20 protein-coding genes are annotated in these 21,047 nt (G+C 71.5%); 3 read left to right on the top strand and 17 right to left on the bottom strand.

Going from position 1 to position 21,047, the window contains the following annotated elements:
- Positions 1 to 24 precede the first annotated feature (24 nt).
- Complete coding sequence (locus ACFU8W_RS27295) at positions 25 to 1,101, top strand: Lrp/AsnC family transcriptional regulator (protein ID WP_384042256.1); 1,077 nt, start codon at positions 25 to 27, stop codon at positions 1,099 to 1,101.
- 276 nt (positions 1,102 to 1,377) lie between these two features.
- Here ACFU8W_RS27295 and ACFU8W_RS27290 read toward each other — a convergent pair whose 3' ends face one another.
- From ACFU8W_RS27290 to hsaA (ACFU8W_RS27260), 7 genes are read right to left on the bottom strand one after another with little or no spacing between them, the layout of a single operon-like run.
- Positions 1,378 to 2,187 (bottom strand): SDR family NAD(P)-dependent oxidoreductase, encoded by an 810-nt coding sequence (locus tag ACFU8W_RS27290; protein ID WP_384042252.1) that lies wholly within the window; start codon positions 2,185 to 2,187, stop codon positions 1,378 to 1,380.
- Positions 2,188 to 2,226: 39 nt separating this feature from the next.
- Complete coding sequence (locus ACFU8W_RS27285; protein WP_384042246.1) at positions 2,227 to 3,888, bottom strand: FAD-dependent oxidoreductase; 1,662 nt, start codon at positions 3,886 to 3,888, stop codon at positions 2,227 to 2,229.
- A 34-nt stretch (positions 3,889 to 3,922) separates the two neighbouring features.
- Positions 3,923 to 4,807, bottom strand: a complete 885-nt coding sequence (locus tag ACFU8W_RS27280) for a MaoC/PaaZ C-terminal domain-containing protein (protein WP_384042244.1) — start codon at positions 4,805 to 4,807, stop codon at positions 3,923 to 3,925.
- 39 nt (positions 4,808 to 4,846) lie between these two features.
- Complete coding sequence (locus tag ACFU8W_RS27275) at positions 4,847 to 5,347, bottom strand: flavin reductase family protein (RefSeq protein ID WP_384042241.1); 501 nt, start codon at positions 5,345 to 5,347, stop codon at positions 4,847 to 4,849.
- Positions 5,335 to 6,228, bottom strand: coding sequence for a VOC family protein (locus tag ACFU8W_RS27270; protein WP_384042238.1), 894 nt, complete (start codon positions 6,226 to 6,228; stop codon positions 5,335 to 5,337). Before ACFU8W_RS27270 ends, ACFU8W_RS27275 begins: the two co-directional genes overlap by 13 nt.
- 50 nt (positions 6,229 to 6,278) lie before the next feature.
- The gene (gene hsaD, locus ACFU8W_RS27265; protein ID WP_384042235.1) at positions 6,279 to 7,157 is read right to left on the bottom strand and encodes a 4,5:9,10-diseco-3-hydroxy-5,9,17-trioxoandrosta-1(10),2-diene-4-oate hydrolase; all 879 of its coding nucleotides are present in this window, start codon (positions 7,155 to 7,157) and stop codon (positions 6,279 to 6,281) included.
- Entirely contained in the window at positions 7,157 to 8,323 is a 1,167-nt protein-coding gene (gene hsaA, locus ACFU8W_RS27260; RefSeq protein WP_345516983.1) for a 3-hydroxy-9,10-secoandrosta-1,3,5(10)-triene-9,17-dione monooxygenase oxygenase subunit, read from the bottom strand. The genes hsaD and hsaA (ACFU8W_RS27260) overlap by 1 nt, the downstream gene beginning before the upstream one ends.
- Positions 8,324 to 8,635: 312 nt before the next feature.
- Between hsaA (ACFU8W_RS27260) and ACFU8W_RS27255 the strand changes: the two genes are divergently transcribed.
- The gene (locus ACFU8W_RS27255; RefSeq protein WP_384042232.1) at positions 8,636 to 10,090 is read left to right on the top strand and encodes an FAD-dependent oxidoreductase; all 1,455 of its coding nucleotides are present in this window, start codon (positions 8,636 to 8,638) and stop codon (positions 10,088 to 10,090) included.
- A gap of 159 nt (positions 10,091 to 10,249) precedes the next feature.
- On the opposite strand, the gene ACFU8W_RS27250 is transcribed toward ACFU8W_RS27255, so the two are convergent.
- Positions 10,250 to 11,815, bottom strand: coding sequence for an FAD-binding protein (locus ACFU8W_RS27250; RefSeq protein WP_384042229.1), 1,566 nt, complete (start codon positions 11,813 to 11,815; stop codon positions 10,250 to 10,252).
- A 373-nt stretch (positions 11,816 to 12,188) separates the two neighbouring features.
- Positions 12,189 to 13,358, bottom strand: a complete 1,170-nt coding sequence (hsaA, locus tag ACFU8W_RS27245; RefSeq protein ID WP_384042226.1) for a 3-hydroxy-9,10-secoandrosta-1,3,5(10)-triene-9,17-dione monooxygenase oxygenase subunit — start codon at positions 13,356 to 13,358, stop codon at positions 12,189 to 12,191.
- A 170-nt stretch (positions 13,359 to 13,528) separates the two neighbouring features.
- On the opposite strand from hsaA (ACFU8W_RS27245), the gene ACFU8W_RS27240 reads away from it, so the two are divergent.
- Positions 13,529 to 14,407, top strand: a complete 879-nt coding sequence (locus tag ACFU8W_RS27240; RefSeq protein ID WP_384042223.1) for an IclR family transcriptional regulator — start codon at positions 13,529 to 13,531, stop codon at positions 14,405 to 14,407.
- An 84-nt stretch (positions 14,408 to 14,491) separates the two neighbouring features.
- Here ACFU8W_RS27240 and ACFU8W_RS27235 read toward each other — a convergent pair whose 3' ends face one another.
- The 8 genes from ACFU8W_RS27235 to ACFU8W_RS27200 all read right to left on the bottom strand — a co-directional run bounded on the left by ACFU8W_RS27235 (position 14,492) and on the right by ACFU8W_RS27200 (position 21,047).
- Positions 14,492 to 14,935 (bottom strand): SRPBCC family protein, encoded by a 444-nt coding sequence (locus ACFU8W_RS27235; RefSeq protein WP_384042220.1) that lies wholly within the window; start codon positions 14,933 to 14,935, stop codon positions 14,492 to 14,494.
- Between the two features lie 23 nt (positions 14,936 to 14,958).
- Positions 14,959 to 15,735 carry an SDR family oxidoreductase gene (locus tag ACFU8W_RS27230; RefSeq protein ID WP_384042216.1) on the bottom strand — a complete coding sequence of 259 codons (777 nt, stop codon included), beginning with the start codon at positions 15,733 to 15,735 and terminating at the stop codon, positions 14,959 to 14,961.
- 84 nt (positions 15,736 to 15,819) lie between these two features.
- Positions 15,820 to 16,890 (bottom strand): 2Fe-2S iron-sulfur cluster-binding protein, encoded by a 1,071-nt coding sequence (locus ACFU8W_RS27225; protein WP_384042213.1) that lies wholly within the window; start codon positions 16,888 to 16,890, stop codon positions 15,820 to 15,822.
- On the bottom strand, positions 16,883 to 17,110 hold the full coding sequence (locus ACFU8W_RS27220) for a hypothetical protein (RefSeq protein WP_266991953.1): 228 nt from the start codon (positions 17,108 to 17,110) through the stop codon (positions 16,883 to 16,885). The genes ACFU8W_RS27225 and ACFU8W_RS27220 overlap by 8 nt, the downstream gene beginning before the upstream one ends.
- A gap of 1 nt (position 17,111) precedes the next feature.
- Positions 17,112 to 18,272 carry a Rieske 2Fe-2S domain-containing protein gene (locus ACFU8W_RS27215; protein ID WP_384042209.1) on the bottom strand — a complete coding sequence of 387 codons (1,161 nt, stop codon included), beginning with the start codon at positions 18,270 to 18,272 and terminating at the stop codon, positions 17,112 to 17,114.
- Positions 18,273 to 18,310: 38 nt separating this feature from the next.
- Positions 18,311 to 19,333, bottom strand: coding sequence for a 4-hydroxy-2-oxovalerate aldolase (gene dmpG / locus ACFU8W_RS27210; protein WP_345516974.1), 1,023 nt, complete (start codon positions 19,331 to 19,333; stop codon positions 18,311 to 18,313).
- Between the two features lie 12 nt (positions 19,334 to 19,345).
- Complete coding sequence (locus ACFU8W_RS27205) at positions 19,346 to 20,257, bottom strand: acetaldehyde dehydrogenase (acetylating) (RefSeq protein ID WP_384042302.1); 912 nt, start codon at positions 20,255 to 20,257, stop codon at positions 19,346 to 19,348.
- 7 nt (positions 20,258 to 20,264) lie between these two features.
- Positions 20,265 to 21,047, bottom strand: a complete 783-nt coding sequence (locus ACFU8W_RS27200) for a 2-keto-4-pentenoate hydratase (protein WP_345516973.1) — start codon at positions 21,045 to 21,047, stop codon at positions 20,265 to 20,267.

The following is a 21,047-nucleotide window of genomic DNA, read 5'->3' as shown; positions in this document are numbered from 1 at the left end:
GAAAATCGCGATAGCCTCGATCAGATGAAGGATTCCGGCCAGCTGAACGAGGCGGACTCGGCGCTCGTCCACGCTCTGCAGATCAGCCCCCGCGCGACCTGGTCCCGCCTGGCGAGCGTGCTCGACCACGATGCGGTCACCCTCGCCCGCCGCTGGAAGCGGCTCACCGACCGCGGCGCCGCGTGGATCAGCTGCTACCCGGGTCCCGCCCTGGCCGAGTCCGGGCAGGGATGTCTCGCCTTCGTCGAAGTCGACTGCGCGGGCGGCCGGGTCCTCGAAGTCGCCGACCGGCTCAGCCGGCAGCCGATGGTCACCACCGTCGAGCACGTCACCGGGGACCGGGACCTGCTGCTCACTGTGATGCGACCGGACCTCGCCTCGCTGTCCCGCTGGGTGACCCGCTCCTTGAGCTCGCTGCCCGGCGTCACCGCGAGCCGGACCCATGTGGCCGGGGCGATCTACACCGAGGGCAGCCGGTGGCGGCTGCGCGCGCTCAGCGCCGACCAGGTGGCACGGCTGACGGAACGTCGGCCGCCGGTCGGCCGCACCGGTGGCCCGCCAACCGACCTGGACCGCCGCATCATGGTGGCACTGTCCGAGGACGGGCGCGCCCCCTACACGGCACTCGCCGAGACCTGTGGCACCGGAGTCGACACGATCCGCCGACGCACCAGGCACCTGCTCGATGCGGGCGCCGTGCACATCCGCTGCGAGACCGCGCGCCCTCTGTCCCAGCGGCCGGTCGCAGCCGTTCTGTGGGCGCAGGTCCCCTCCGGCAGCGTCGAAGACGCGGCCCGCCGCATCGCCGGCATGCCGGACGTACGCCTGTGCGCCGCCATCACCGGGCGCCACAACCTGCTCGTCGTCGCATGGGTCCGCTCGGTCAACGACATCCAGCGACTCGAAGCCCGCGTCACCACACAGGCACCCGGCAGCACCATCGGCGACCGGGCGGTGGCCCTGTGGCCGATGAAACTCAGCGGCCATCTGCTCGACGAGGCGGGCTACCGGCGTGGAACCATCCCCATCGACGGCTGGAGCACCCTGGACGCCACAGAGGACACCGACGCCGCCGCAGCCCCAGCCGGGCAAGGACCCTGACGTTCGGGGCCGACGGGACCAAACGGCTCTACGGCTCGCACGCCTTGCCGCGGCAGCGCCGTCACGTACGTGGTGGCCACCGAGCTCGTCGACGAGCTCGTCGAGGCCGCCGACGAGAAGGTCGTTGTCGCGTGGGAGGCCTCGGCCATCCGCCGTATCCTGCGCAGCTCCGGACTCGGCCCCGCACCCCGACACAGCCCCGGCGCGGGGCCGGCCCGACGCGAGTTCCTGCGCGCCCAGGCCTCCGGCCTGCTCGCCGCTGACTTCTTCCGTCGGTCACATGTGGGTGCCGCCGTCGATGCGGAGTTCGGTGCCGGTGATGAAGGCACCGTCGTCCGAGGCCAGCATCGCCACGACGCCCGCGACGGACTCCGGACCGGCGAAGCCCGTCGCCGGATCGGCGAAGCCCTCCCCTGTCAGCGCCGGCCGCAGTTTGCCGAACAGCTCCCAGTCGGTGTCCTCGGGCAGGCCGGGCCCGCTGTTCCGGCCGCCGGCACCGGAGCCGTCGGTCATGCCGCTGGAGATGCTTCCGGGCGCCACGCACAACGCCCGCAGCCCCTGCTTGGCGTACTCCAGTGCGATGGCGTGGGTGAAGGACTGGATGCCGCCCTTGCTCGCCGCGTACGCGGCCATGTAGGGGTGGGCGAAGGACGCCGACGTGGAGCTGAAGTTGACGACCACGCCCCGGCCGTTGGCCAGCAGCGCGGGCAGCGCCTCCCGGGTCACCAGGAAGGTGCCGGTGAGGTTCACCGCGACGATCCGGTTCCAGAACTCCAGCGTCATCTGCTCGGTGTGCGCGGACCGCAGGATGCCCGCCGCGTTGACCAGCACGTCCAGGCCGCCCAGGTCGGCGAGCGCGCCGCCGACGCCCTCCCGTACGGAGGACTCGTCCGCGATGTCCATGACCCGGCTGCGCAACCGGTCCGCGTGGCCGGCGGCCAGGGCGGCCGTCTCCTTGAGCCCGGGCTCGGAGACATCGGCGGCAACGACGGCCGCGCCCTCCCGCAGGAGCCGCAGGACGGTCGCCCGGCCGATGCCCGATCCGCCACCGGTGATCAGGACTCGCCGTCCCTCGAAGCGCTTCATGGGTCAACTTCCTCTCTTGGTCTGCTGTATGTCACAGGGTCAGGTGCGCGCGATGTGGTCGGCCGCGAGCCAGCCGAACGTCATGGCGGGGCCGATGGTCGCGCCGGGACCCGGGTACGTCCCGCCCATGACCGCGGCGGAGACGTTGCCGCAGGCGTACAGGCCCTCGATCACCGTCCCGTCCTCCCGCAGCACCCGGGCTGTGGCGTCGGTGACCAGACCGCCCTTGGTACCGATGTCGCCGGGGTGCACCGGGACGGCGTAGAACGGACCCTTCTCCAGCGGCGCCAGATTGGGATTGGGCAGCGTCGGGTCGCCGTAGTAGCGGTCGTAGACGCTGTCGCCGCGATGGAAGTCCTCGTCACGGCCGGCGCGGGCGAAGCCGTTGAATCGGTCCACGGTGGCGCGCAGCCGCTCCGGAGCAGCACCGATCTGCCCGGCCAGCTCCTCGACGGTCCCGGCCTTTTTGACGAAGCCGTTCTCCAGCCACGGCCTGGGGAACGCCTGGCCCGGGAAGAGCCCCATGATGAAGTAGCGGGACTTGGAGACGGCGTCGAGGATCAGCCAGGACGGGACGGTGGTCGCCTCCGGCCGGTCGTTGGCGTACATCGCGTCGACGAACTGGTGGTAGGGGGAGGCCTCGTTGGCGTAGCGCTCGCCCGCCGAGTTGACGATCACCATCCCGGGGATACCGCGGTCGGCCACGAGGAAGAACGGCTTGCCTCCGGGAGGCACCGCGGACGGTGCACCCCACACCCGGTCCATCAGGTCGACCGCGGCGCCGACGGCCATGCCCGCCTCCAGGGCGTCGCCGCTCTGGCCCTCGGGAGCGGCGCTCCACTCGACAGAGGTCGGTGCCGGCAGGTACTTCTCGCGCAGTTGCTGGTTCTGCGAGAAGCCGCCGGAGGCGAGGACCACACCGCCGGTCGCCCGGATCGCGAGCTCCCGGCCGTCTCGGGTGACCCGAATGCCGGCGATCCGGCCGCTCTCCTCCACCAGTCGGGTCAGCGGGGCGGACAGCCACAGCTCGCCTCCGAGCGTCCCCAGCGACTGCCGCATCCGGGCGATCAGCGCCTCGCCGAGGGAAAGCAGCTTCTGACCGGAGAGCAGGGCCCTGACCGCGCGGGCGCCGACCCTGGCCGAGGTCCGCCTGCCGGCCCAGGTGCGCCCGGCCATGTTCAGGTGGCGGAAGTCCTTGGAGGTGATGGTGAGCCCGTAGGTGGGGAGCCCGGCCCGTCGCATGGTGGCGCGCTGCTCGGGCGGGAGCCGGGTGAAGTCGAAGATCTGCGGTTCGACGGAGCGGCCCTGCGGGTAGCCGCCGAGCTCCTCCGGGAAGTAGTCGGAGTAGCCGGGGGTGTAGACGAACTTCACGGCCGTCCGGTCATGGAACTCCCGTACCATCCGCGGCCCGTGCTCGAGGTAGGCGTCCTTGCGGGCGGCGGGGACCCGATCGCCGACGGTGGCGTCCAGGTAGGCGCGGGCCTTCTCGGGGGTGTCCCCGAGCCCGGCGGCGTCCAGGTGGAAGTTGTTCGGCACCCAGATCGCGCCGCCGGACAGGGCGGTCGTACCGCCGTAGACCTCGGTCTTCTCGACCACGAGGGCGGTCAGTCCGCGCAGCCGGGCGGTGATGGCCGCGGCCATCCCGGCGGCGCCGGAGCCGACCACCACGACGTCGTAGGTGTGGTGCCACTCAGTGCTCATGCGGGTGTGCGGTCCTCTCTGGTTCGGCGGGGGTTCAGCGGGGGCTCGGCGAGCCGGGGGAGATTCGGGCGTCGGTGAGGACCGGTGCGTCGTCGCGGTCCGCGGCCGTGGCCGTGAGCCGGTAGCCGTCGCCCGTCTCCCACACACGCAGCCGCAGGGTCTCACCGGGGAAGAACACCCCGGCGAAGCGCGTACGGCACTCCGTGATGCGGGCGACGTCCCCGTCCAGCAGACGGTCGGTGACGGCCTTGACCGCCGTCCCGAAGGAGCACAGCCCGTGCAGGATGGGCCGGTCGTAGCCCGCGCGGCGGGCGGTGGCGGGGTCGGCGTGCAGCGGGTTCCAGTCCCCGGCGAGCCGGTAGAGCAGCGCCTGCTGACGGAGCGTCGGAATCTCGAGCACCAGGTCGGGCTCCCGGTCCGGCGCACGGAGGCGCTCGGAGGGGCCGCGCTCCCCGCCGAAGCCGCCTTCCCCGCGTACGAAGATGTGGTTGCGCTGGGTGATCAGCGGCTCGCCGTCCTCGCCGAGGAGGGTGGACTCCTGCACGATGACAGCGGCCTTGCCCTTGTCGTACACCGCAGGCACCCAGGTGACCGTGGTCCCCCGGGCGGCGGCAGGCAGCGGACGGTGCACGACGATCTCCTGGCCGCCGTGCAGCACCGCGGCCAGGTCGATGTCCACTCCCGGCAGGTCGAAGACCTGGAACCCCACTCCCCCACTGCCGCCGGCCACCACGCCGAAGGTCGGCAACACGTGCAGGCCCCGCTCGTGCCCTTCGTAGACGTAGCGCAGTTCAGCCGGGTCGGCCTCCGGGACGCCCGCGCCCAGCGCCAGGTGGTACAGCCGCACTTCGCGGTCGTCCCAGACCGCTGCGGCGCGCACGGGCGGGGCGGAGGTCACCTTCTCGACGTCGATCGGCATGGGGGTGTGGGTTCCTTTGCGGTCGGTGCGGGGCTGTGCTCAGCTCGAGAACGTGCCTGCGGCGTAGCGGCTCCGGAAGTACAGCAGCGGCCGCCCGTTCTCCTGGGCCGCCAGGTCGACGACCTCGCCGGTGACGATGTAGTGGTCGCCGGCCTCGTGGACCGCCGCCAGGCGGCAGTCCACGGTGGCCAGGGCGCCGTCGATCACCACGGTGCCGTGCGCCGAGGTGTGCCAGGGAACAGCGTCGAACTTCTGCCCGCCGCGGGCGCCGAGTGCCGCGCAGACCTGCTTCTGGTCCTCGGCGAGGATGTTGACGCAGAAGCGGCCGGCCCGTTCGATCCTCGGCCAGCTGGTGGACGTCTTGCCGACGGCCAGCATGACCAGCGGCGGGTCGAGGGAGAGAGAGGCGAAGGACTGACAGGCGAACCCGACGGGCTCCGTGCCGTCGAGTGCCGCCACCACCGTGATGCCACTGGCGAAGCGGCCGAGGACGTCCCGGAAGACGGCTGCGCCCACCTGGCCGCCGGTCAGCCGTTCCACTGGTGGCCCCAGAAGCTGTCCGCGGTGATCTCCTTGGCGACCCAGGTGGCGGGGTCGACGAGCAGGCCGTCCCAGCCGTACTCGACCTGGAATCCGCCGGGGGCCTGGGCGTAGAAGGAGACCATGCGGTCGTTGGTGTGGCGACCGAGGCTGGAGGCGATGGGAATGCCGGCTGCGTTCATGCGGTCCAGTCCGCGGCCCACGTCGTCGAGGGTCTCCAGTTCCACCATGAAGTGCACGATGCCTGGGGGCAGCGCGCCGGGGTACAGGCCCAGGCTGTGGTGGCGGCGGTTGGGGCTCAGGAAGTGCATCCAGTGGAAGTCCCGCTGCTCCGTGGCCGTCGGGACGGCCTGCGGCGGCAGCTTCATCGAGTCGCGCAGCTGGAGACCCAGCAGGTTCTCGTAGAAGTCCAGTGCGGCCTCGATGTCGGGCACCGGCAGCACCACATGGCCGAGACCCAGGTCGCCGGTGACAAAGCGGTTGCCGTACGGGGTGCCGAGCGCGGTGTGGTCCTGCGCCTGGCCCCAGTAGATCTCCAGCGGGTTGCCGCCCGGGTCCGTCACGTGGATCAGGCCCTGGACGCGGCGCTCGGCGAGCTCGGCGACATCGGCCGCCTTGACGGCGAAGCCGGCGGTCTCCAGCTCCTGGGTGGCCGTGGCGAGGGCGGCGGCATTCGCCACCTCCCAGCCGGCCGCCAGCAACCGGTCGCTCTCGCCCTTCTGGATGGCGATGCGGTACGAACGGTCGTCCATGCGCAGGTAGAGGGTGTCCTCGGTGGTGCCGGAGGCCTCCACCATGCCGAGGACGTCGAGGGTGTAGGCGCGCCACTCCTCCAACTTGGTGGTCTCCAGGCGGAGGTAGCCGAGAGCGCGAATGTCCATGGTTGAGCACCTCTCCGTCAGGGGCGGTAGCGGTTGGGTCGGTGAGCCGGTCAGTGGGAGAAGAAGTCGATGGCGAGGCGGTTGAACTCGTCGGCCTGTTCGGTCTGGGCCCAGTGGCCGCAGTGCGGGAAGACGTGAAGGCGGGCGTCCGGGATGTTCCTGAGGGCGACCAGCGCGCCGTCGAGCGGGTTGACGCGGTCCTCGCGGCCCCAGGTGAGCAGCACCGGATGGGGGATCCGGTGGGCTTCGCGCCAGAGCATCCAGTCCTCGGCCCAGGCGGGGTTGGCGAAGGCGGCTGCCATCCGGGCACTGCCCAGCCTGTTGTCGGGGTCGGTGGCCGACGCCCAGCGTTCCTCGACCAGTTCGTCGGTGACGATCGACTGGTCGTACGCCATGACGCCGATGAAGGCGCGCAGCTGCTCCTTCGTCGGCTCCGGCGCGGCGTTGAACTCGAAGAGCCGCTTGATGCCTTCGGTCGGATCCGGGGCGAAGAGGTTGACCGACACCCCGCCGGGGCCCATCAGCAACAGCTTGGCAACCTTGTCCGGGTGGTTCAGGGCCATCCGTACGGCGGTCCCGCCGCCGAGCGAGTTGCCGATGAAGCGCGCCTGTGTGATACCCAGTTCGTCCATCAGCGCGGCGACGGCGTCAGCGCTGTAACTGAAGTAGTCCTTGTCGAGCTCCGGCTTGTCCGAGCGGCCGAAGCAGGGCTGGTCGACGAGCAGCGTACGGAAGGTCCGTGCGAACACCGGCAGGTTGCGACCGAAGTTGCTCCAGCCGGAGGCGCCCGGGCCGCCGCCGTGCAGCATGATGACCACCGGGACTCCCGGGTCCGCCGGCCCGGCCTCGTGGTAGTGGAGGGTGAGGCCGGCGGCCTTGACGGTGCGGGAGCTCGACTCGTAGCTGATGTCTGTCACGTGATCCCCCATCAGAACATCGTGTCCTGGAAGACGAGGCCGAGGGCCGCTTGACCGAAGAGGAGCAGGGCGCGCTCGGGGTCGTTGGCCGCGTGACCGCGGCCGGTGTGCGCGTCGCGCCAGGCGCGCTGGACGGGGTTGGGACCGGTACGCATGGCGTTGCCGCCGGCGTTCTCCATCAACAGGTCGAGTGCCGCGACCGCACGCTCGGTGGCGATCACCTGGTCGCGGCGGGTGCGGGTGCGCAGCTCCGTGGGGAGCTCCTCGCCGCGCTCGGCGAGGGCGTACATCGCGCCGATGTTGCGGGTCAGCTGCAGCCACGCTGCGTCGATGTCGCTGGCCGCACGGGCGATGCGCACCTGCGCGAAGGGGTCCTCGGCGACCTTCTGCCCGTAGGAGACGCGGAACCGCTGCTTGGTGGCCTCGACGTAGGAGTCGTAGGCGCCCTCGGCGATGCCGACGATCGGGGTGGAGATGGTGGTGGTGAACACGCCGGCGTACGGGAGCCGGTACAGCGGCTCGTGGTTGAGTTCATGGCCGGGCGTCTTCAGGGCGGTGACCGGACCGAAGCTCAGAGCACGGTGGTCGGGGACGAAGACGTCCTCCACCACGACGTCGTTGCTGCCGGTGCCGCGCAGGCCGACGGTGTCCCATACGTCGTCGATGCGGTACTCGGTACGGGGGATCAGGAAGGTCCGCATGTCCACCGGGTTGCCCTCGGCGTCCGGGACGAGGCAGCCGAGCAGGACCCACTGGGCGTGGTCGCAACCGGAGGAGAAGTGCCAGCGGCCGGAGAGCCGGAAGCCGCCGTCGGCCGGGGTGGCCGTGCCGGTGGGGGCGTACGAGGAGGCGATGCGGGTCTTGGGGTCCTGGCCCCACACCTCCTGCTGGGCCCGCGGGTCGTACAGGCCCACATGCCAGGGGTGGACACCGACCACCGAGGCGACCCAGCCCGTGGAGCCGCACGCCTTGGCGATCTCCTTGACCGCCGAGTAGAAGACCAGCGGGTCGGCCGCCCGGCCGCCGAAGGCCTTGGGCTGCAGCAGCTGGAAGAAGCCGGTGTCCTCCAGCTCCTTGATGGAGGTGTCGGGCACGCGGCGCAGCGTCTCGGCCTCGGCCGCGCGCTCGCGCAGCGTCGGGGCAAGGGCACGGATCGCTGCCAGCACATCTTCGGCCATGGAGGATCCCCTCTCGGGTCGTGGTGGCGGAAGTGGCAGGACCGTACGCTTTCGCTGCTCCGACACGACATGCGCTGCTCCCACTGAGCGGGAAGGTGCGGCGGCCGCACGCGCGAGAACGGGACGGGGCGACCGGCCTTCGTTCTGTCTCGTCGCGTCAGTGGATCGGCCACTCCTCGGGCCGACCACTCGGTGAACGGTGCTTTTCGCCCCACGCGTCCGATTTCCCGGTCACCGGGAGCTTCGGCGTGTGCCGCGCGGCACGGCCGCCTACGCTCCTGCCCTCTTTCCACGAGGCGAGGGGACGCCGACATGAGACCGTACGCAGCAGCGGACATCGACACCTGGGACCTCACCGCGGACGTGGTGGTCGCCGGCTACGGAGTGGCCGGAGCCGCGGCCGCCGTGGAGGCCGCGCGAGCCGGAGCCGAGGTGCTGGTGCTGGAGCGGGCCGGCGGCTGGGGCGGGGCCGCCGCCCTGGCCGGCGGCTTCATCTACCTGGGCGGGGGCACCGCACTGCAGCGGGCCTGCGGGTTCGCCGACTCGCCGGAGGCGATGGCCACGTTCCTGATGGCCGCGATGGGACCCGGAGCCGACGCGGCGAAGATCTCCGCGTACTGCGAGGGCAGCGTCGCGCACTTCGACTGGCTGGTCGAGTGCGGCGTACCGTTCAAGCCGGTCTTCTACGGCGAGCCCGCCTGGGAACCCGCCGCCGACGAAGGCCTGATGTACTCGGGCGGGGAGAACGCCCACCCGTTCGACGAGATCGCCGAGCCCGCGCCACGCGGCCACCTGCCGCAGATGGAGAACAAGCGCACCGGGGAGCGCGGTGGCGGCTACATGCTCATGAAGCCCCTGGTGGAGACCGCCGAACGGCTCGGCGTCAAAGCCCACTACGGCATGCGGATCGAGCGGTTGGTGGTCGAGCGGGACGGCAGGGTGTGCGGCGTGGTCGCGCGCAGCTACGGAGAGCGGGTCACCGTGCGGGCCCGGCGCGGTGTGGTGCTCGCCACGGGCAGCTTCACCTACAACGAGGAGATGCTGGCGGCGCACGCCCCACTGTTGCTGGACCGTCCGGGCTCGGCGATCGAGGAGCACGACGGCATCGCGGTGAAGCTGGCGCAGGCGCTGGGCGCGGGGATCGCGCACATGGACGCCTGCGAGGTCGCCCTCCACATGGATCCGCAGTACCTGATCCGCGGGATCATGGTCAACGCCCGCGGCCAGCGGTTCATCAACGAGGACACCTACCCCGGACGGATCGGTCAGGCCGCCCTCTTCCAGCAGGACAACCGGACGTTCCTCGTTCTCGACGAGGAGGGCTTCGAGGAGGCCGGCCGGGTCTCCGCCGCGCTGGACGTCCTCCAGCTGCGGCCGGCATGGGTGTGCGAGACGGCGTCCGAGCTGGCCGCCGAAACGGGGCTGCCACCCGGCGCCCTGGAAGCGACGCTGGAGGTGTACAACCGCCACGCGGAGGAAGGCAGGGACCCGCTGCTGCACAAGGCCGCGCGCTGGCTGCGGCCGCTGCGCGGCCCGCTGGGTGCCGTGGACCTCCGGGGCATGACGTCGGGCTTCGCCCTCGGTGGGCTGACCACCGGCACGGACGCGGAGGTGCTGCATGTGAACGGGGAGCCGATCCCCGGCCTGTACGCGGCGGGCCGGGCCACGGCGGGCATCGCCGCCTGGGGGTACGCGAGCGGCGCGTCGCTCGGCGACGGCAGCTTCTTCGGCCGCAGGGCGGGGCGGAGCGCGGCGCTGAACGGATAGCGCGGGTGTGGGCGGGCCGCAGGTCGCGGCCCGCCCACACGGTTGGCGCAGCAAAGCGCGCAGGTCACGGATCGCGCGCCGGTCGCGGATCCGGCACGCCGGGCCGGTGCGCGGCCGGTTCCGCGCCCGCGCAGACCGGCCGCGCGGAACCGGCCCGCCTCAGGCGCCCGTCGACTGCCCCGCCATGTCGGAGGCGGCGATGTGACCGAAGACCATGGCGGAGCCGATCGGCACGCCGGGGCCGGGGTAGGTGGGGCCGGCCACCGAGGCGGTGGTGTTGCCCGCCGCGTACAGACCGGGGATCGGGCTGCCGTCCTCGCGTAGTACCCGGGCCTGGGCGTCGGTCCGTACTCCGCCCTTGGTGCCCAGGTCGCCGAGCACGATCTGCACGGCGTGGAAGGGCCCTTCCTCGATCGGCACCAGGCAGGGGTTGGCGCCCTCGCCCTGGGCGAAGAAGCGGTCGTAGGCGTCCTCTCCGCGGTGGAAGTCCGCGTCCGTTCCGTCGGCCGTGTAGCCGTTGAAGGTCCGCACCGTGGTGCGCAGCACCTCGGTGTCGACGCCGATCCGCTGGGCGAGGTCGTCGAGGGTGGCTGCGGTGCGCCACAGCCCGGCCTCGGTGAACGCCTTCCGGTCGGCGGGGACGACGGTGATGCCGGGCAGCTCGTCGCCGAACCGGCCGTCGAAGATCCACCAGACGGGGTTGTCGGGGGTGGTCCCGGCCTTGGCCGCGAGCATCTGACGGCCCATCCGGTCGTAGGGCAGCGACTCGTTGGCGAACCGGCGGCCGGTGCCGTCCACGAAGATGCCGCCGTGCAGGCCCAGGGTGAACGCGGCCGTGCCGTCGGGGAAGCGCAGCGAGGGGCACCACCAGGACTGGTCGAGCAGGCCGGTGGCGGCTCCCGCCTCGACCGCCGCGACCAGGGCCTGGCCGGTGTTGGCGCCCTGGGGGCCCATCGTCCAGTCCGCCCCGGGCAGGCCCTGCCAGTTGCGGCGGAGTTCGGCGTTGCCCTCGAAGCCGCCGGCGGCGAGCAGCACGCCGTGGCGGGCGCGGATCCGCAGGGTGCGACCGTCTTGTCCGGCCTCTGCGCCGACCACGCGGCCGTCTTCGGTGATCAGCTGCCGTAGGGCGGTGTGCAGCAGGGTACGGCCGTTGCCGGTGGACTCCATGGCGAGGAGCAGCCGGCCGATCAGGGCGCGGCCGTCGGTGAGCGGGCCTTCGGCCGGCGGCAGGCCGAGCCGCTCGGCCCATGCCGGGGGGCGTACCGCGTCGAGGAGTGCGTGCGGCGCCTCGGGCGCGGGCAGGTCCACGGGGAAGACGGCGCGGCCGGCCTCGAAGCGGCCGGGTGCGGCGTAGTAGTCGGGGAAGGGCCGGTACTCGAAGCGGAGGTGGGGATTGTCCTCGAGGAAGGCGACCGTTTCTCCGGCGTGGTCGAGGTAGGCGTCCTGCAGCTCGTGCGGGCTGGCCTCGCCGACCACCGCGCGGAAGTACGCGCGCCCGAGGTCGGCGGAGTCGTCCAGGCCGCCCCGTGTCTGGGCCTGGTTGCCGGGCAGCCACAGGCCGGCGCCGGCGTACGCGGTGGTGCCGCCGAAGTACCCGGTCTTCTCGATGACCAGAGTGTCCAGCCCGCGGGCCGCCGCACCGTACGCGCCGGTGAGCGCGCCGCCGCCGGAGCCGACCACCAGCACGTCGCACTCCTGGTCCCATGTCTCGTCTGTGTTCGCCATCTCGTCCCTCGGATGTGGTGGGTTGCCGATGTGGGTCGGGCGCCTGCAGCCGGAAGGGCGCGGCGCTCGTGCGGGAGCAGGTGCACGGCGCGGGTGCGCCGGCCGGCGGCCGTGCGCGTGGAGGTGTCCTCGTGGCGGAGGGGGACCACCTCGTCGGCACCGCCGCACCGGACCCGGCCGTGCAGTGGCGGCGAGTCGGCAGCCGGTGCCGGCCGCCGCGTGCCCCGCCACCTCGGCGAGGTGGTTGACGAGTATGTGCGGGGAGAGGGGCAGCGGCCATCGCGGTTTCCCGGTGAGCGGGATTCCCCCGGCCGGTGTCAGAACTGCCGGCCGCCCCTGTGCCGCACGCCGCACCTCCCCCCGGAAAAGGAGGTCACAGCATGGGGTCGTGAATGTCGATGCCGAGCGCGTCCTGGCCGAAGAGGATGAGCGCCCGCTCCAGGTCGTTGGCTGCCTGGCCGCGGCCGGTGTGCACGTCCCGCCAGGCGCGCTGCAGGGCGCTGTCGTCCTTGCGCATGACGCTGCCGCCGGCGTTCTCCATCAGCAGGTCCACGGCGGTGACCGCGCGTTCGGTGGCGATCACCTGGTCCCGGCGGGCCCGTGCGCGCAGGGACATCGGCGGTTGCTCGCCGCGCCGGGCGGTCGCGTACAGGTCGGCGATGTTGCGGGTGAGCTGCAGCCAGGCTGCGTCGATGTCGCTGGCCGCACGGGCGGTGCGCACCTGCGCGAAGGGGTCCTCGGCGACCTTCTGCCCGTAGGGGACGCGGAAGCGCTCGCGGGCTGCCGCGACGTAGTGCTCGTAGGCGCCCTCGGCAATGCCGACGACAGCGGTCGAGATGGTGGTGGTGAAGACGGCGGCGTACGGCAACCGGTACAGCGGCTCCGTATTGGTCTCCTGTCCTGGACATGCCAGTGCACTCATGGGGCCGTAGCCGAGGGCGCGGTGGTCGGGGACGAAGGCGTCCTCGACGACGATGTCGTTGCTACCTGTACCGCGCAGGCCGACGGTGTCCCACACATCGTCGACGCGGTAGTCGGTGCGCGGCACCAGGAAGGTCCGCATGTCCACCGGCCGTCCCCCTCCGTCCGTGACGAGGCCACCGAGCAGGGCCCATTGAGCGTGGTCGCAGCCGGAGGAGAAGTGCCAGCGGCCGGAGAGCCGGAAGCCGCCGTCCACCGGAGTGACCGCCCCGGTCGGGGCGTAGGAGGAGCAGATCCGGGTGGAGCTGTCCCCACCCCACACCTCCTCCTGTGCCCGCGGGTCGTACAGGGCGACGTGCCAGGGGTGCACGCCGATCACCGAGACGGCCCAGCCCGTCGAGCCGCAGGCCTTGGCGATCTCCTTCACCGCGGCATAGTGGACGGCCGGGTCGGCGGCGAGTCCGCCGTACGCCCTGGGTTGGAGCAACCGGAAGAAGCCGGCCTGCTCCAGCTCCTCGACCGAGGTGTCGGGCACGCGGCGCTGCGCCTCGGCCTCGGCCGCGCGCTCGCGCAGGGTGGGGGCGAGTTCGCGGACCGCCGCGAGGACGTCGTCGTCACGCATGCACATCCCTCTCAGGTCCTCAGGTCGTCCCGGGGGGACGGGAGGGAAACTACGCTTTACTGATCCGAAACGGAACACCCTCTTCCCAGCGGTGGAATCCACTGGCAATCTCCACGCAATATCGGAGATTACGGCTGCGGCCCGGAGGTCGTCGGCTGTCCGTGTGGGAGGTGCCGTTGACAACGCACGCTGTCGAGGCCGGATGTCCGCCGCTGTCCCTGCTGGAGAAGGCGGCGAAGGTACTGAGTGCTTTCCAGGGCGCCCAGCCCCGGCTCACACTGACCGAGGTCGTACAGCGCTCCGGCCTCCCCCGGTCCTCCGCGCACCGCATCCTTGACCAGTTGGTGCAGCTGCGCTGGCTGGAGCGTGAGGGCCGCGACTACCGGCTGGGCATGAGCATGCTGGAGCTTGGCGCCCTGGCCTCGCACCACAACCGGCTGCGCCGGGCGGCGCTGCCCCATCTCCACGCGCTGCACGAGACCACCGGCCATCTGGTGCACCTCACGGTGCTCGACGGTGCCGAGGTGGTCTATCTGGAGCGCATCGGCGGGTCGGACGACTCCGGCGTGCCGTCACGGGTGGGCGGGCGGCAGCCGGCGTACTGCACGGCGGCGGGCAAGGCGATCCTGGCCTTCAGTGACGGCGCGCTGGTGGAGCAGGTGATAGGGCATGGGCTGCGGCCACGGACGCTGCGTACCGTCACCCGCCCGGAGGCTTTCCGCGGGGAGCTGGCGACGGTACGGGAGCGCGGGGTGGCGTTCGACTACGAGGAGGGGTACCGGGGGGTCTTCTGCGTGGCCGCACCGCTGCGCGGGGCCGGCCGGGCGGTCGCCGCGATCTCGGTGTGCGGCAACGGCGCCCACCGGGAGCTGGAGCGGATCGCGCCCGCCGTGCAGAACTGCGCGCGGGCGGTGTGGCAGGCGATGTTCGGGCCGGGGCGGCACACGAGGAAGCCGGCGCAGACGGCCGAGATGGCGTCCGCGCCCGGTGTTCCGCAGCCCGCGATGGACAACATGATGGCCTGGCTGCGCTTCAGCGACTGGATGTGACGGCGGGCTCACGGCGCCCCGGGAAGCACTCACCGGGGTGTGAGCGCGCCCTGCGGGCCACGCTCACGCCCCGGTGAGCCGGGATCAGCCTCGGGCGAAGCGCGTCCGCAGAGCGTCGAGGCCGGTGCCGTAGGTGCCGTCGCCGATGAGTGACTCCACCTGCGCCACCACTTCGTCAGGGCTCTGGTACGTGGCGGACCACCGGACCTCGGCACCGTCGGCGTGCGGGAGTACGGCGAGCGTCGCCACATAGTCGCCGACCGGCAGGATCACCGGGTCGAGGAGGGCGTAGCGGTACCAGTGGGCGTCGGTGTCGCGCTCCAGCAGGCGCTCGCGCGCGACGACCTTGCCGTCGATCGTGAAGACCCGTACGGCACCGGGGACTTGGGGGTTCGCTTCGTCCTCGATGGTGGACGGCGGCACGTGCGGGTGCCAGTCGGCGAGAGCGCCGAAGTCGCCGATGGCCGCCCACACCTGGTCGGGGGTGGCCGCCAGCACGGTGGAACGCTCGAGCGTGCGCGTGTTCACGGACGTCTCCTCGATGTGTGTGCTCACCAGGTGCGGTCGCCGCGCAAGACCGCGTCGGCACCGCCGTCCACGAAGACGACCTGCCCGGTCACATGAGTGTTCTCGGGGGATGTCAGCCAGGCGATCAGCGGGGCGATCTGTTGGGGGCGGGCGTGGCCGTGCAGCGGCATCGGCACGCTCTGCTCGACGAGTCGCAGCATGTCGGGGTCGTCCAGCAGGGGCTGGGTCATCGGCGTGATGATCACGCCGGGGCCGACGGCGTTGAGCGGGATGCCCGCACCGGCCCAGTCCTCGGTGACGGCGCAGCGGCGGATCCAGCGGGAGATCGCGGCCTTGGAGGAGGAGTAGACGAGGTGCCCCTCCCCTCGGTCGACGGCTGCCCGGGAAGCCTCCACCGCCGCTTCCTCGTCGTCGGCGAGCGCGGCGTCCACGATCGCCGGGTCGGTCGGATGCACGGAGTCGACCGAGCCGATGACGAGGGCCCGGGGGTCGGTGCCGGCGGCCAGCAGTGGGCGCAGGCCGTCGAGGGTGGCGACGGCGCCGAAGTGGTTGACCTTGATGGTGAGCGGGTCGAAGTGCGCGATGCCCGCGCAGGAGATGACGGCGTCGAGGCGGCTGCCGGTCAGCTCACGGGCGCGGGCGACGAGTTCGGCCCGGCCTTCGGCGGTGGACAGGTCGGCGGCGATGTCGCTGTCCTTGAGGTCGGCCCCGATGACGGTGTGCCCCTGCGAGCGCAGGAGTGCCACGGTGGCCTTGCCGATGCCGGAGGCCGCTCCGGTGATGAGGTAAGTGCGGGACATGGTGGGTTCCTTCGGGGACGGTGTGACGGTCGCGGTGGGCGGAACCGCGGTGCCTGTCACGGGACGGCTTTCGCGTCTTTCGCGTCAGGAATAAGTGATCCCGACCTGGTCGGTGAGGGGCACGGCCTGGCAGGCCAGCACGTATCCCTCGCCGATGTCCTGGTCGTCCAGGACATCGTTGCGGAGCATCTTCACCTCACCCGCCACGACCCTGCAGGTGCAGGCGCTGCACGCGCCCTCCCGACAGGAGTAGGGGGCCTCCACCCCCGCGGCGAGGAGCACGTCGAGCAGCGGGATCCCCGACGGCCAGACGACCGTGTGGGTCTCGCCGTCGAGTTCCACGTCCGCCGTGCTGCCTCCCTCGACGGGCGCGCACTCCCCTGCTGCGGGTGCCGGTGCCGGAACGTCGAAGACGTCCCCGCTCAGCGAGAAGAACCGCTCGCGGTGGATCCGTTCGCCCGGCGCGCCGAGCGCGCGCAAGCACTGCTCGGCGGCGTCCATCATCGGCCCGGGGCCGCAGACGAACGCCTCGCGTCCGGCGTACGGTGCGAGCGCGGCGGCCAGCCGGTGCGCGGCAGGCAGACCTTGGAGCGACTCCAGCCAGTGGATCACCAGCAGCCGGTCCGGGTGGCCCTCGGTCAGCTCCCGCAGCTCGTCGCGGAAGATGACCGAGGACTCGTCGCGGTTGGCGTACAGGAGCGCCACCCGGCCGTGCCCCGTCGCCAGGGCCGACTTGGCGATCGACAGCACCGGCGTGATGCCGCTGCCCCCGGCGACGAGCAGCAGGTCCGCGTCGAGATCGGAGGGGGTGAAGGTGCCGGCCGGCGGCAGCACCTCCAACTCGTCCCCCACCGCAACCCGGTCGCACACCCAGTTGGAGCCGTATCCGCCGGCCACCCGCTTGACGGTGACCTTCAGCGGCTCGCCGGTGTGCGGTGAACTGGCGAGGGAGTAGCAGCGGGCGGCCGCTCCTCCGTCCGCGCCGGGCAGCTTCAGGGTGAGGAACTGCCCGGGGCGGTAGGAGAATCGACCGGTGCTCTCCGGCGGCGCCTGGAGCACCAGGGAGTACGCGTCGCCCGTCTCGGCGATCACTTCGACGACGCGCAGCCGGTGCGTACGCGACCCGGTCGCCGGCCCGGGCATCGGCTCAGGCATCGGCGACCTCCAGGGTGCCTTCCTCGACCGCACGGTCGATGCTCTCGCGCAGCGCCAGGCAGGTCCGGATGCGGGCGGTGTTCCCGCCCTCGGCCACCCGGCCGCGGAACTCCGCGCAGACGACGGCCGCCTCGGCGGTCCATTGCACCGAGGTGTGGGCCATGCTGAACTTCTCACACAGGACCTGGTTGCCGCAGGTCACGCACTCCACCGGCTGCATGTCAGGATCCGGTTTCCTTCTCCGTCTCCGCCTTCTTCTCCGCCGCGAGGCGGGCGAGGTTCTCCTTGACCTCCGCCCGCCACGCCGCGGTGGCGCGGGTGACATCGATCTCGAACTCGAAGCGCTGCACCATCTCGTCCTTGACGTCCTCGACGTCGACGTAGAACTGCTCGTACCAGCGCCGCAGTTGGTAGACGGGGCCGTCCTCCTCGCAGAGCAGGGGGTTGTCGATCCGGCTCTTGTTCCGCCAGATCTCGATGTCCTGCTCGAAGCCGACCGCGAGGCCTTCCGAGGTGAGCCGGGCCGCTTCGGCGGCCTCCTCGTCCGACATCCCGGGCAGCTTCTTGACGATGGCCCCGTACTGGAGCATGAAGCTGTTCTCGTCGATCGGGTAATGGCAGTTGATCAGGGCCATCTCCATCTCGACTCCCTCGGCCACGGGCGAGAAGAGGTAGTCGATCATGTATGAGGGGCCGAAGTACGAGGCGTCGGAGCGCAGTGTGGTGCTCAGGGTGCCCAGGTCGTAGTCCTCCCGCGGCACGGTCTCCTGGTACTGGGTGGCGACGTGCCCCTCGAAGACGTTCTTGAAGTACGTGGGCAGCGAGTAGTGCACGTAGAAGAAGTGCGCCATGTCCACGACGTTGTCCACGATCTCGCGGCAGTTGGAGCCCTCGACCCGCACGGTCTTCCAGGTCCACTCGCTCCACTCGTCGCGGAAGGCGCCCTCGATCCGCGGGATGGTCACCTCGGGCGGGGGCGGGTTGCCCTGTGGGTCGTGCCAGACGAAGAGCTGCTTGTTCTCCTCGAGGGTGGTCCACGAGCGGGTGCGGGCGCGCGGCGGCACGCGGCGCGCGTACGGGATGTCCGCGCAGCGGCCGTTGCCCGACCAGCGCCAGTCGTGGAACGGGCACGCCACCGCATCGCCCTTGACGGTGCCGCGGGCGAGGTTGCCGCCCATGTGCGGGCAGTAGGCGTTCAGGACGTGCAGTTGCCCGTCGCCCTGGCCCTGGAAGACCACCAGCTTGGTACCGAACGCCTCGATCTCGTGCGGCTTGCCGTCCTTGAAGCCATCGGCCAGGCCGAGGCAGTGCCAGCCCCGGGCGAAGCGGGCGGGCGGCCTGCCCGCCTCGATGACCCGGACCTCGTCGTTGAGAGCAGTCATCTTGTCCCTCCAGTGTCGGCTGCCTGCGGCAGGCGGCCTCAGTTCTGTGCGGCGAGTTCCACTGCGATGTCGATGAGCTGGTCCTCCTGGCCGCCGACGAGGCGTCGCTCGCCCGCGCGCAGGAGGATTTCGGCGCCCGAGACGCCGTAGCGCTCGGCCTGCCGGTAGGCGTGCTTGAGGAAGCTGGAGTAGACCCCGGCGTGGCCCATCAGCAGGGCGAGCCGGTCGAGTCGGCACTCGTCGTCCATCACCGGGCGGACCACGTCCTCCGCCGCGTCGATGATCTTCAGTACGTCGACGCCGGTGCGGATGCCCATCTTGGCGCAGACAGCGACCAGCGCCTCGACGGCGGTGTTGCCCGCGCCCGCGCCGAGGCGGCGGGTGGATCCGTCGATCTGCAGGGCGCCGGCCTTGACGGCCGCGATGGAGTTCCCCGTGCCGAGGGCGAGGTTCTCGTGTCCGTGGAAGCCGACCTGGGCGTCGCCTGCGAGCTCGGCCACCAGGGCCTCGACCCGGACGGTGACGTCGTCCATGACCATGGCGCCGGCCGAGTCGACGACGTACACGCACTGGCAGCCCGCGTCGGCCATGATCCGGCCCTGCCGTGCCAGGTTCTCCGGCGTGGTCGAGTGGGCCATCATCAGGAAGCCGACGGTCTCCAGGCCCATCTCACGGGCGAGCCCGAAGTGCTGGATCGCGATGTCTGCCTCGGTGCAGTGGGTGGCGATCCGGCAGATGCTCGCGCCGAGCTCGTGGGCGGCCCGGATGTCGTCCTTGACACCGAGTCCGGGGAGCATCAGGAAGGCGATCTTCGCCTGCTGTGCGGTGTCCACCGCGATCTTGATCAGCTGCTGCTCGGGGGTCCTGGAGAAGCCGTAGTTGAAGGACGAGCCGCCGAGCCCGTCGCCGTGCGTCACCTCGATCACCGGGACGCCGGCGCCGTCGAGGGCCGCCACGACGGACCGTACGTCCTCGCCCGTGAACTGGTGCCGCTTGGCGTGCGAGCCGTCGCGCAGCGAGGAGTCGGTGATCCGGATGTCGAGAGTTTCTGAGTAGGGCATGCGGGGTGCTCCTTACGCGCCCTGGGCGAGGAGCGCCTTGGCGAACTCCTCGCCCACCTTGGTGGCGGCGGCGGTCATGATGTCGAGGTTTCCGGCGTACGGCGGCAGGTAGTCGCCCGCGCCCTCCACCTCCAGGAAGATCGCGACGCGTGCCATCCCGCCGTTCTCGGGGCGCGGATCGTCGAACTGCGGCTCGGTGCGCAGCCGGTAGCCCGGCACGTAGGCGGCGACCTGCTCGGCGATCTCCTTCACGGACTGGGTGATCGCGTCGCGGTCGGCGTCCTCGGGTATCGCGCAGAAGACGGTGTCGCGCATGACGACGGGTGGCTCGGCGGGGTTGAGGATGATGATCGCCTTGCCGCGCTCGGCGCCGCCGATGGTCTCGATGCCGAGGGAGGTGGTGCGGGTGAACTCGTCGATGTTGGCGCGGGTTCCGGGTCCGGCCGAGACGGAGGCCACCGAGGCGACGATCTCCGCGTACGCCACGGGGACCATGCGGGAGACCGCGTACACCATGGGGATGGTGGCCTGTCCTCCGCAGGTGATCATGTTGACGTTGGGCTTGTCGAGGTGCTCGCGCAGATTGGCGGGCGGGACGACGGCGGGGCCGACGGCCGCCGGGGTGAGGTCGACGGACCGGATGCCGAGCTCCGCGTAGCGCGGGGCGTTGGCCCGGTGGACGTAGGCGGAGGTGGCCTCGAAGACGATGTCGGGGAGTTCGTCCTGGGCGAGCAGCCGGTCGACGCCCTCGTGGCTTGCCTCCAGGCCGGCGTCGCGGGCGCGGGCGAGGCCCTCGCTGCCGGGGTCGACGCCGATCATCCAGCGCGGTTCGACGAGTTCGGAGCGCTGCAGCTTGTAGAGCAGATCGGTGCCGATGTTGCCGGAGCCGACGATCGCGGCGGTCGCCTTGGTCTTGCTGGTCATCATCACCTCAGGTGAACGAAAGGGAGACCGGGCCCAGCCCGGTGAACTCGGCGGTGAAGGTCGCTCCCGCAGCCACGTCGACTGCCCGGGTGCACGAGCCGGGCAGCACCACGTGCCCCTTCTTCAGGGGCACGCCGAAGCGGGCCACGGTGCGGGCGAGCCAGGCGACGGAGACCGCCGGGTCGCCGAGCACGGCGTCGCTGCGGCCCTCGGCCAGCAGCTCACCGCCGTGTGTGAGCCGCGCGTCGATCGCCTTGAGGTCCAGTTCGCGCGGGTGGCGGCCCTCGCCGATGACGTATCCGGCGGAGGAGGCGTTGTCCGCGATGGTGTCGGCGATGGAGATCCGCCAGTCGCTGATCCTGCTGTCGATCAACTCCAGGGCGGGGACGACACGTTCGGTGGCGGCAAGCACATCCGCCGGGGTGCAGTTCTCGCCCGGCAGGTCGTCGCCGAGGACGAAGCCGACCTCGACCTCGATGCGCGGGCAGCAGTAGCGGGAGACGGGAACGGGACGGTCCGGGCTCAGCTCCATGTCGTCGAGCAGGTGGCCGTAGTCCGGCTCGTCCACGCCCATCATCTGCTGCATGACGGGGGACGACAGGCCGACCTTGTGACCGCGCACCTCGGCCCCGGCACCGACGCGGTGCCGGACGTTGATGAGCTGGATCTCGTACGCGTCCTCGGTGCCGATCTCCGGGAAGGCCTCGGTCAGCGGGGCGACCGGCGTACGGCGGTGCTCGGCGGAGCGCAGGATCTCCGCCGCGTGATGCCTCTGGGGGTCCGTGAGCAT

The organism is Streptomyces sp. NPDC057565 (assembly GCF_042801455.1).
GTDB lineage: Bacteria > Actinomycetota > Actinomycetes > Streptomycetales > Streptomycetaceae > Streptomyces > Streptomyces yanii.
This window is presented reverse-complemented; position numbering and strand designations above follow the sequence as displayed.

Excerpts from the sequence above, each read along its gene's own strand:
- ACFU8W_RS27295 (WP_384042256.1), top strand. The coding sequence starts at position 25 with ATGAAGGATTCCGGCCAGCTGAACGAGGCGGACTCGGCGCTCGTCCAC.
- ACFU8W_RS27290 (WP_384042252.1), bottom strand. The coding sequence starts at position 2,187 with ATGAAGCGCTTCGAGGGACGGCGAGTCCTGATCACCGGTGGCGGATCG.
- ACFU8W_RS27285 (WP_384042246.1), bottom strand. The coding sequence starts at position 3,888 with ATGAGCACTGAGTGGCACCACACCTACGACGTCGTGGTGGTCGGCTCC.
- ACFU8W_RS27280 (WP_384042244.1), bottom strand. The coding sequence starts at position 4,807 with ATGCCGATCGACGTCGAGAAGGTGACCTCCGCCCCGCCCGTGCGCGCC.
- ACFU8W_RS27270 (WP_384042238.1), bottom strand. The coding sequence starts at position 6,228 with ATGGACATTCGCGCTCTCGGCTACCTCCGCCTGGAGACCACCAAGTTG.
- hsaD (WP_384042235.1), bottom strand. The coding sequence starts at position 7,157 with ATGGGGGATCACGTGACAGACATCAGCTACGAGTCGAGCTCCCGCACC.
- hsaA (WP_345516983.1), bottom strand. The coding sequence starts at position 8,323 with ATGGCCGAAGATGTGCTGGCAGCGATCCGTGCCCTTGCCCCGACGCTG.
- ACFU8W_RS27255 (WP_384042232.1), top strand. The coding sequence starts at position 8,636 with ATGAGACCGTACGCAGCAGCGGACATCGACACCTGGGACCTCACCGCG.
- ACFU8W_RS27250 (WP_384042229.1), bottom strand. The coding sequence starts at position 11,815 with ATGGCGAACACAGACGAGACATGGGACCAGGAGTGCGACGTGCTGGTG.
- hsaA (WP_384042226.1), bottom strand. The coding sequence starts at position 13,358 with ATGCGTGACGACGACGTCCTCGCGGCGGTCCGCGAACTCGCCCCCACC.
- ACFU8W_RS27230 (WP_384042216.1), bottom strand. The coding sequence starts at position 15,735 with ATGTCCCGCACTTACCTCATCACCGGAGCGGCCTCCGGCATCGGCAAG.
- ACFU8W_RS27225 (WP_384042213.1), bottom strand. The coding sequence starts at position 16,890 with ATGCCTGAGCCGATGCCCGGGCCGGCGACCGGGTCGCGTACGCACCGG.
- ACFU8W_RS27220 (WP_266991953.1), bottom strand. The coding sequence starts at position 17,110 with ATGCAGCCGGTGGAGTGCGTGACCTGCGGCAACCAGGTCCTGTGTGAG.
- ACFU8W_RS27215 (WP_384042209.1), bottom strand. The coding sequence starts at position 18,272 with ATGACTGCTCTCAACGACGAGGTCCGGGTCATCGAGGCGGGCAGGCCG.
- dmpG (WP_345516974.1), bottom strand. The coding sequence starts at position 19,333 with ATGCCCTACTCAGAAACTCTCGACATCCGGATCACCGACTCCTCGCTG.
- ACFU8W_RS27205 (WP_384042302.1), bottom strand. The coding sequence starts at position 20,257 with ATGACCAGCAAGACCAAGGCGACCGCCGCGATCGTCGGCTCCGGCAAC.
- ACFU8W_RS27200 (WP_345516973.1), bottom strand. The coding sequence starts at position 21,047 with ATGCTCACGGACCCCCAGAGGCATCACGCGGCGGAGATCCTGCGCTCC.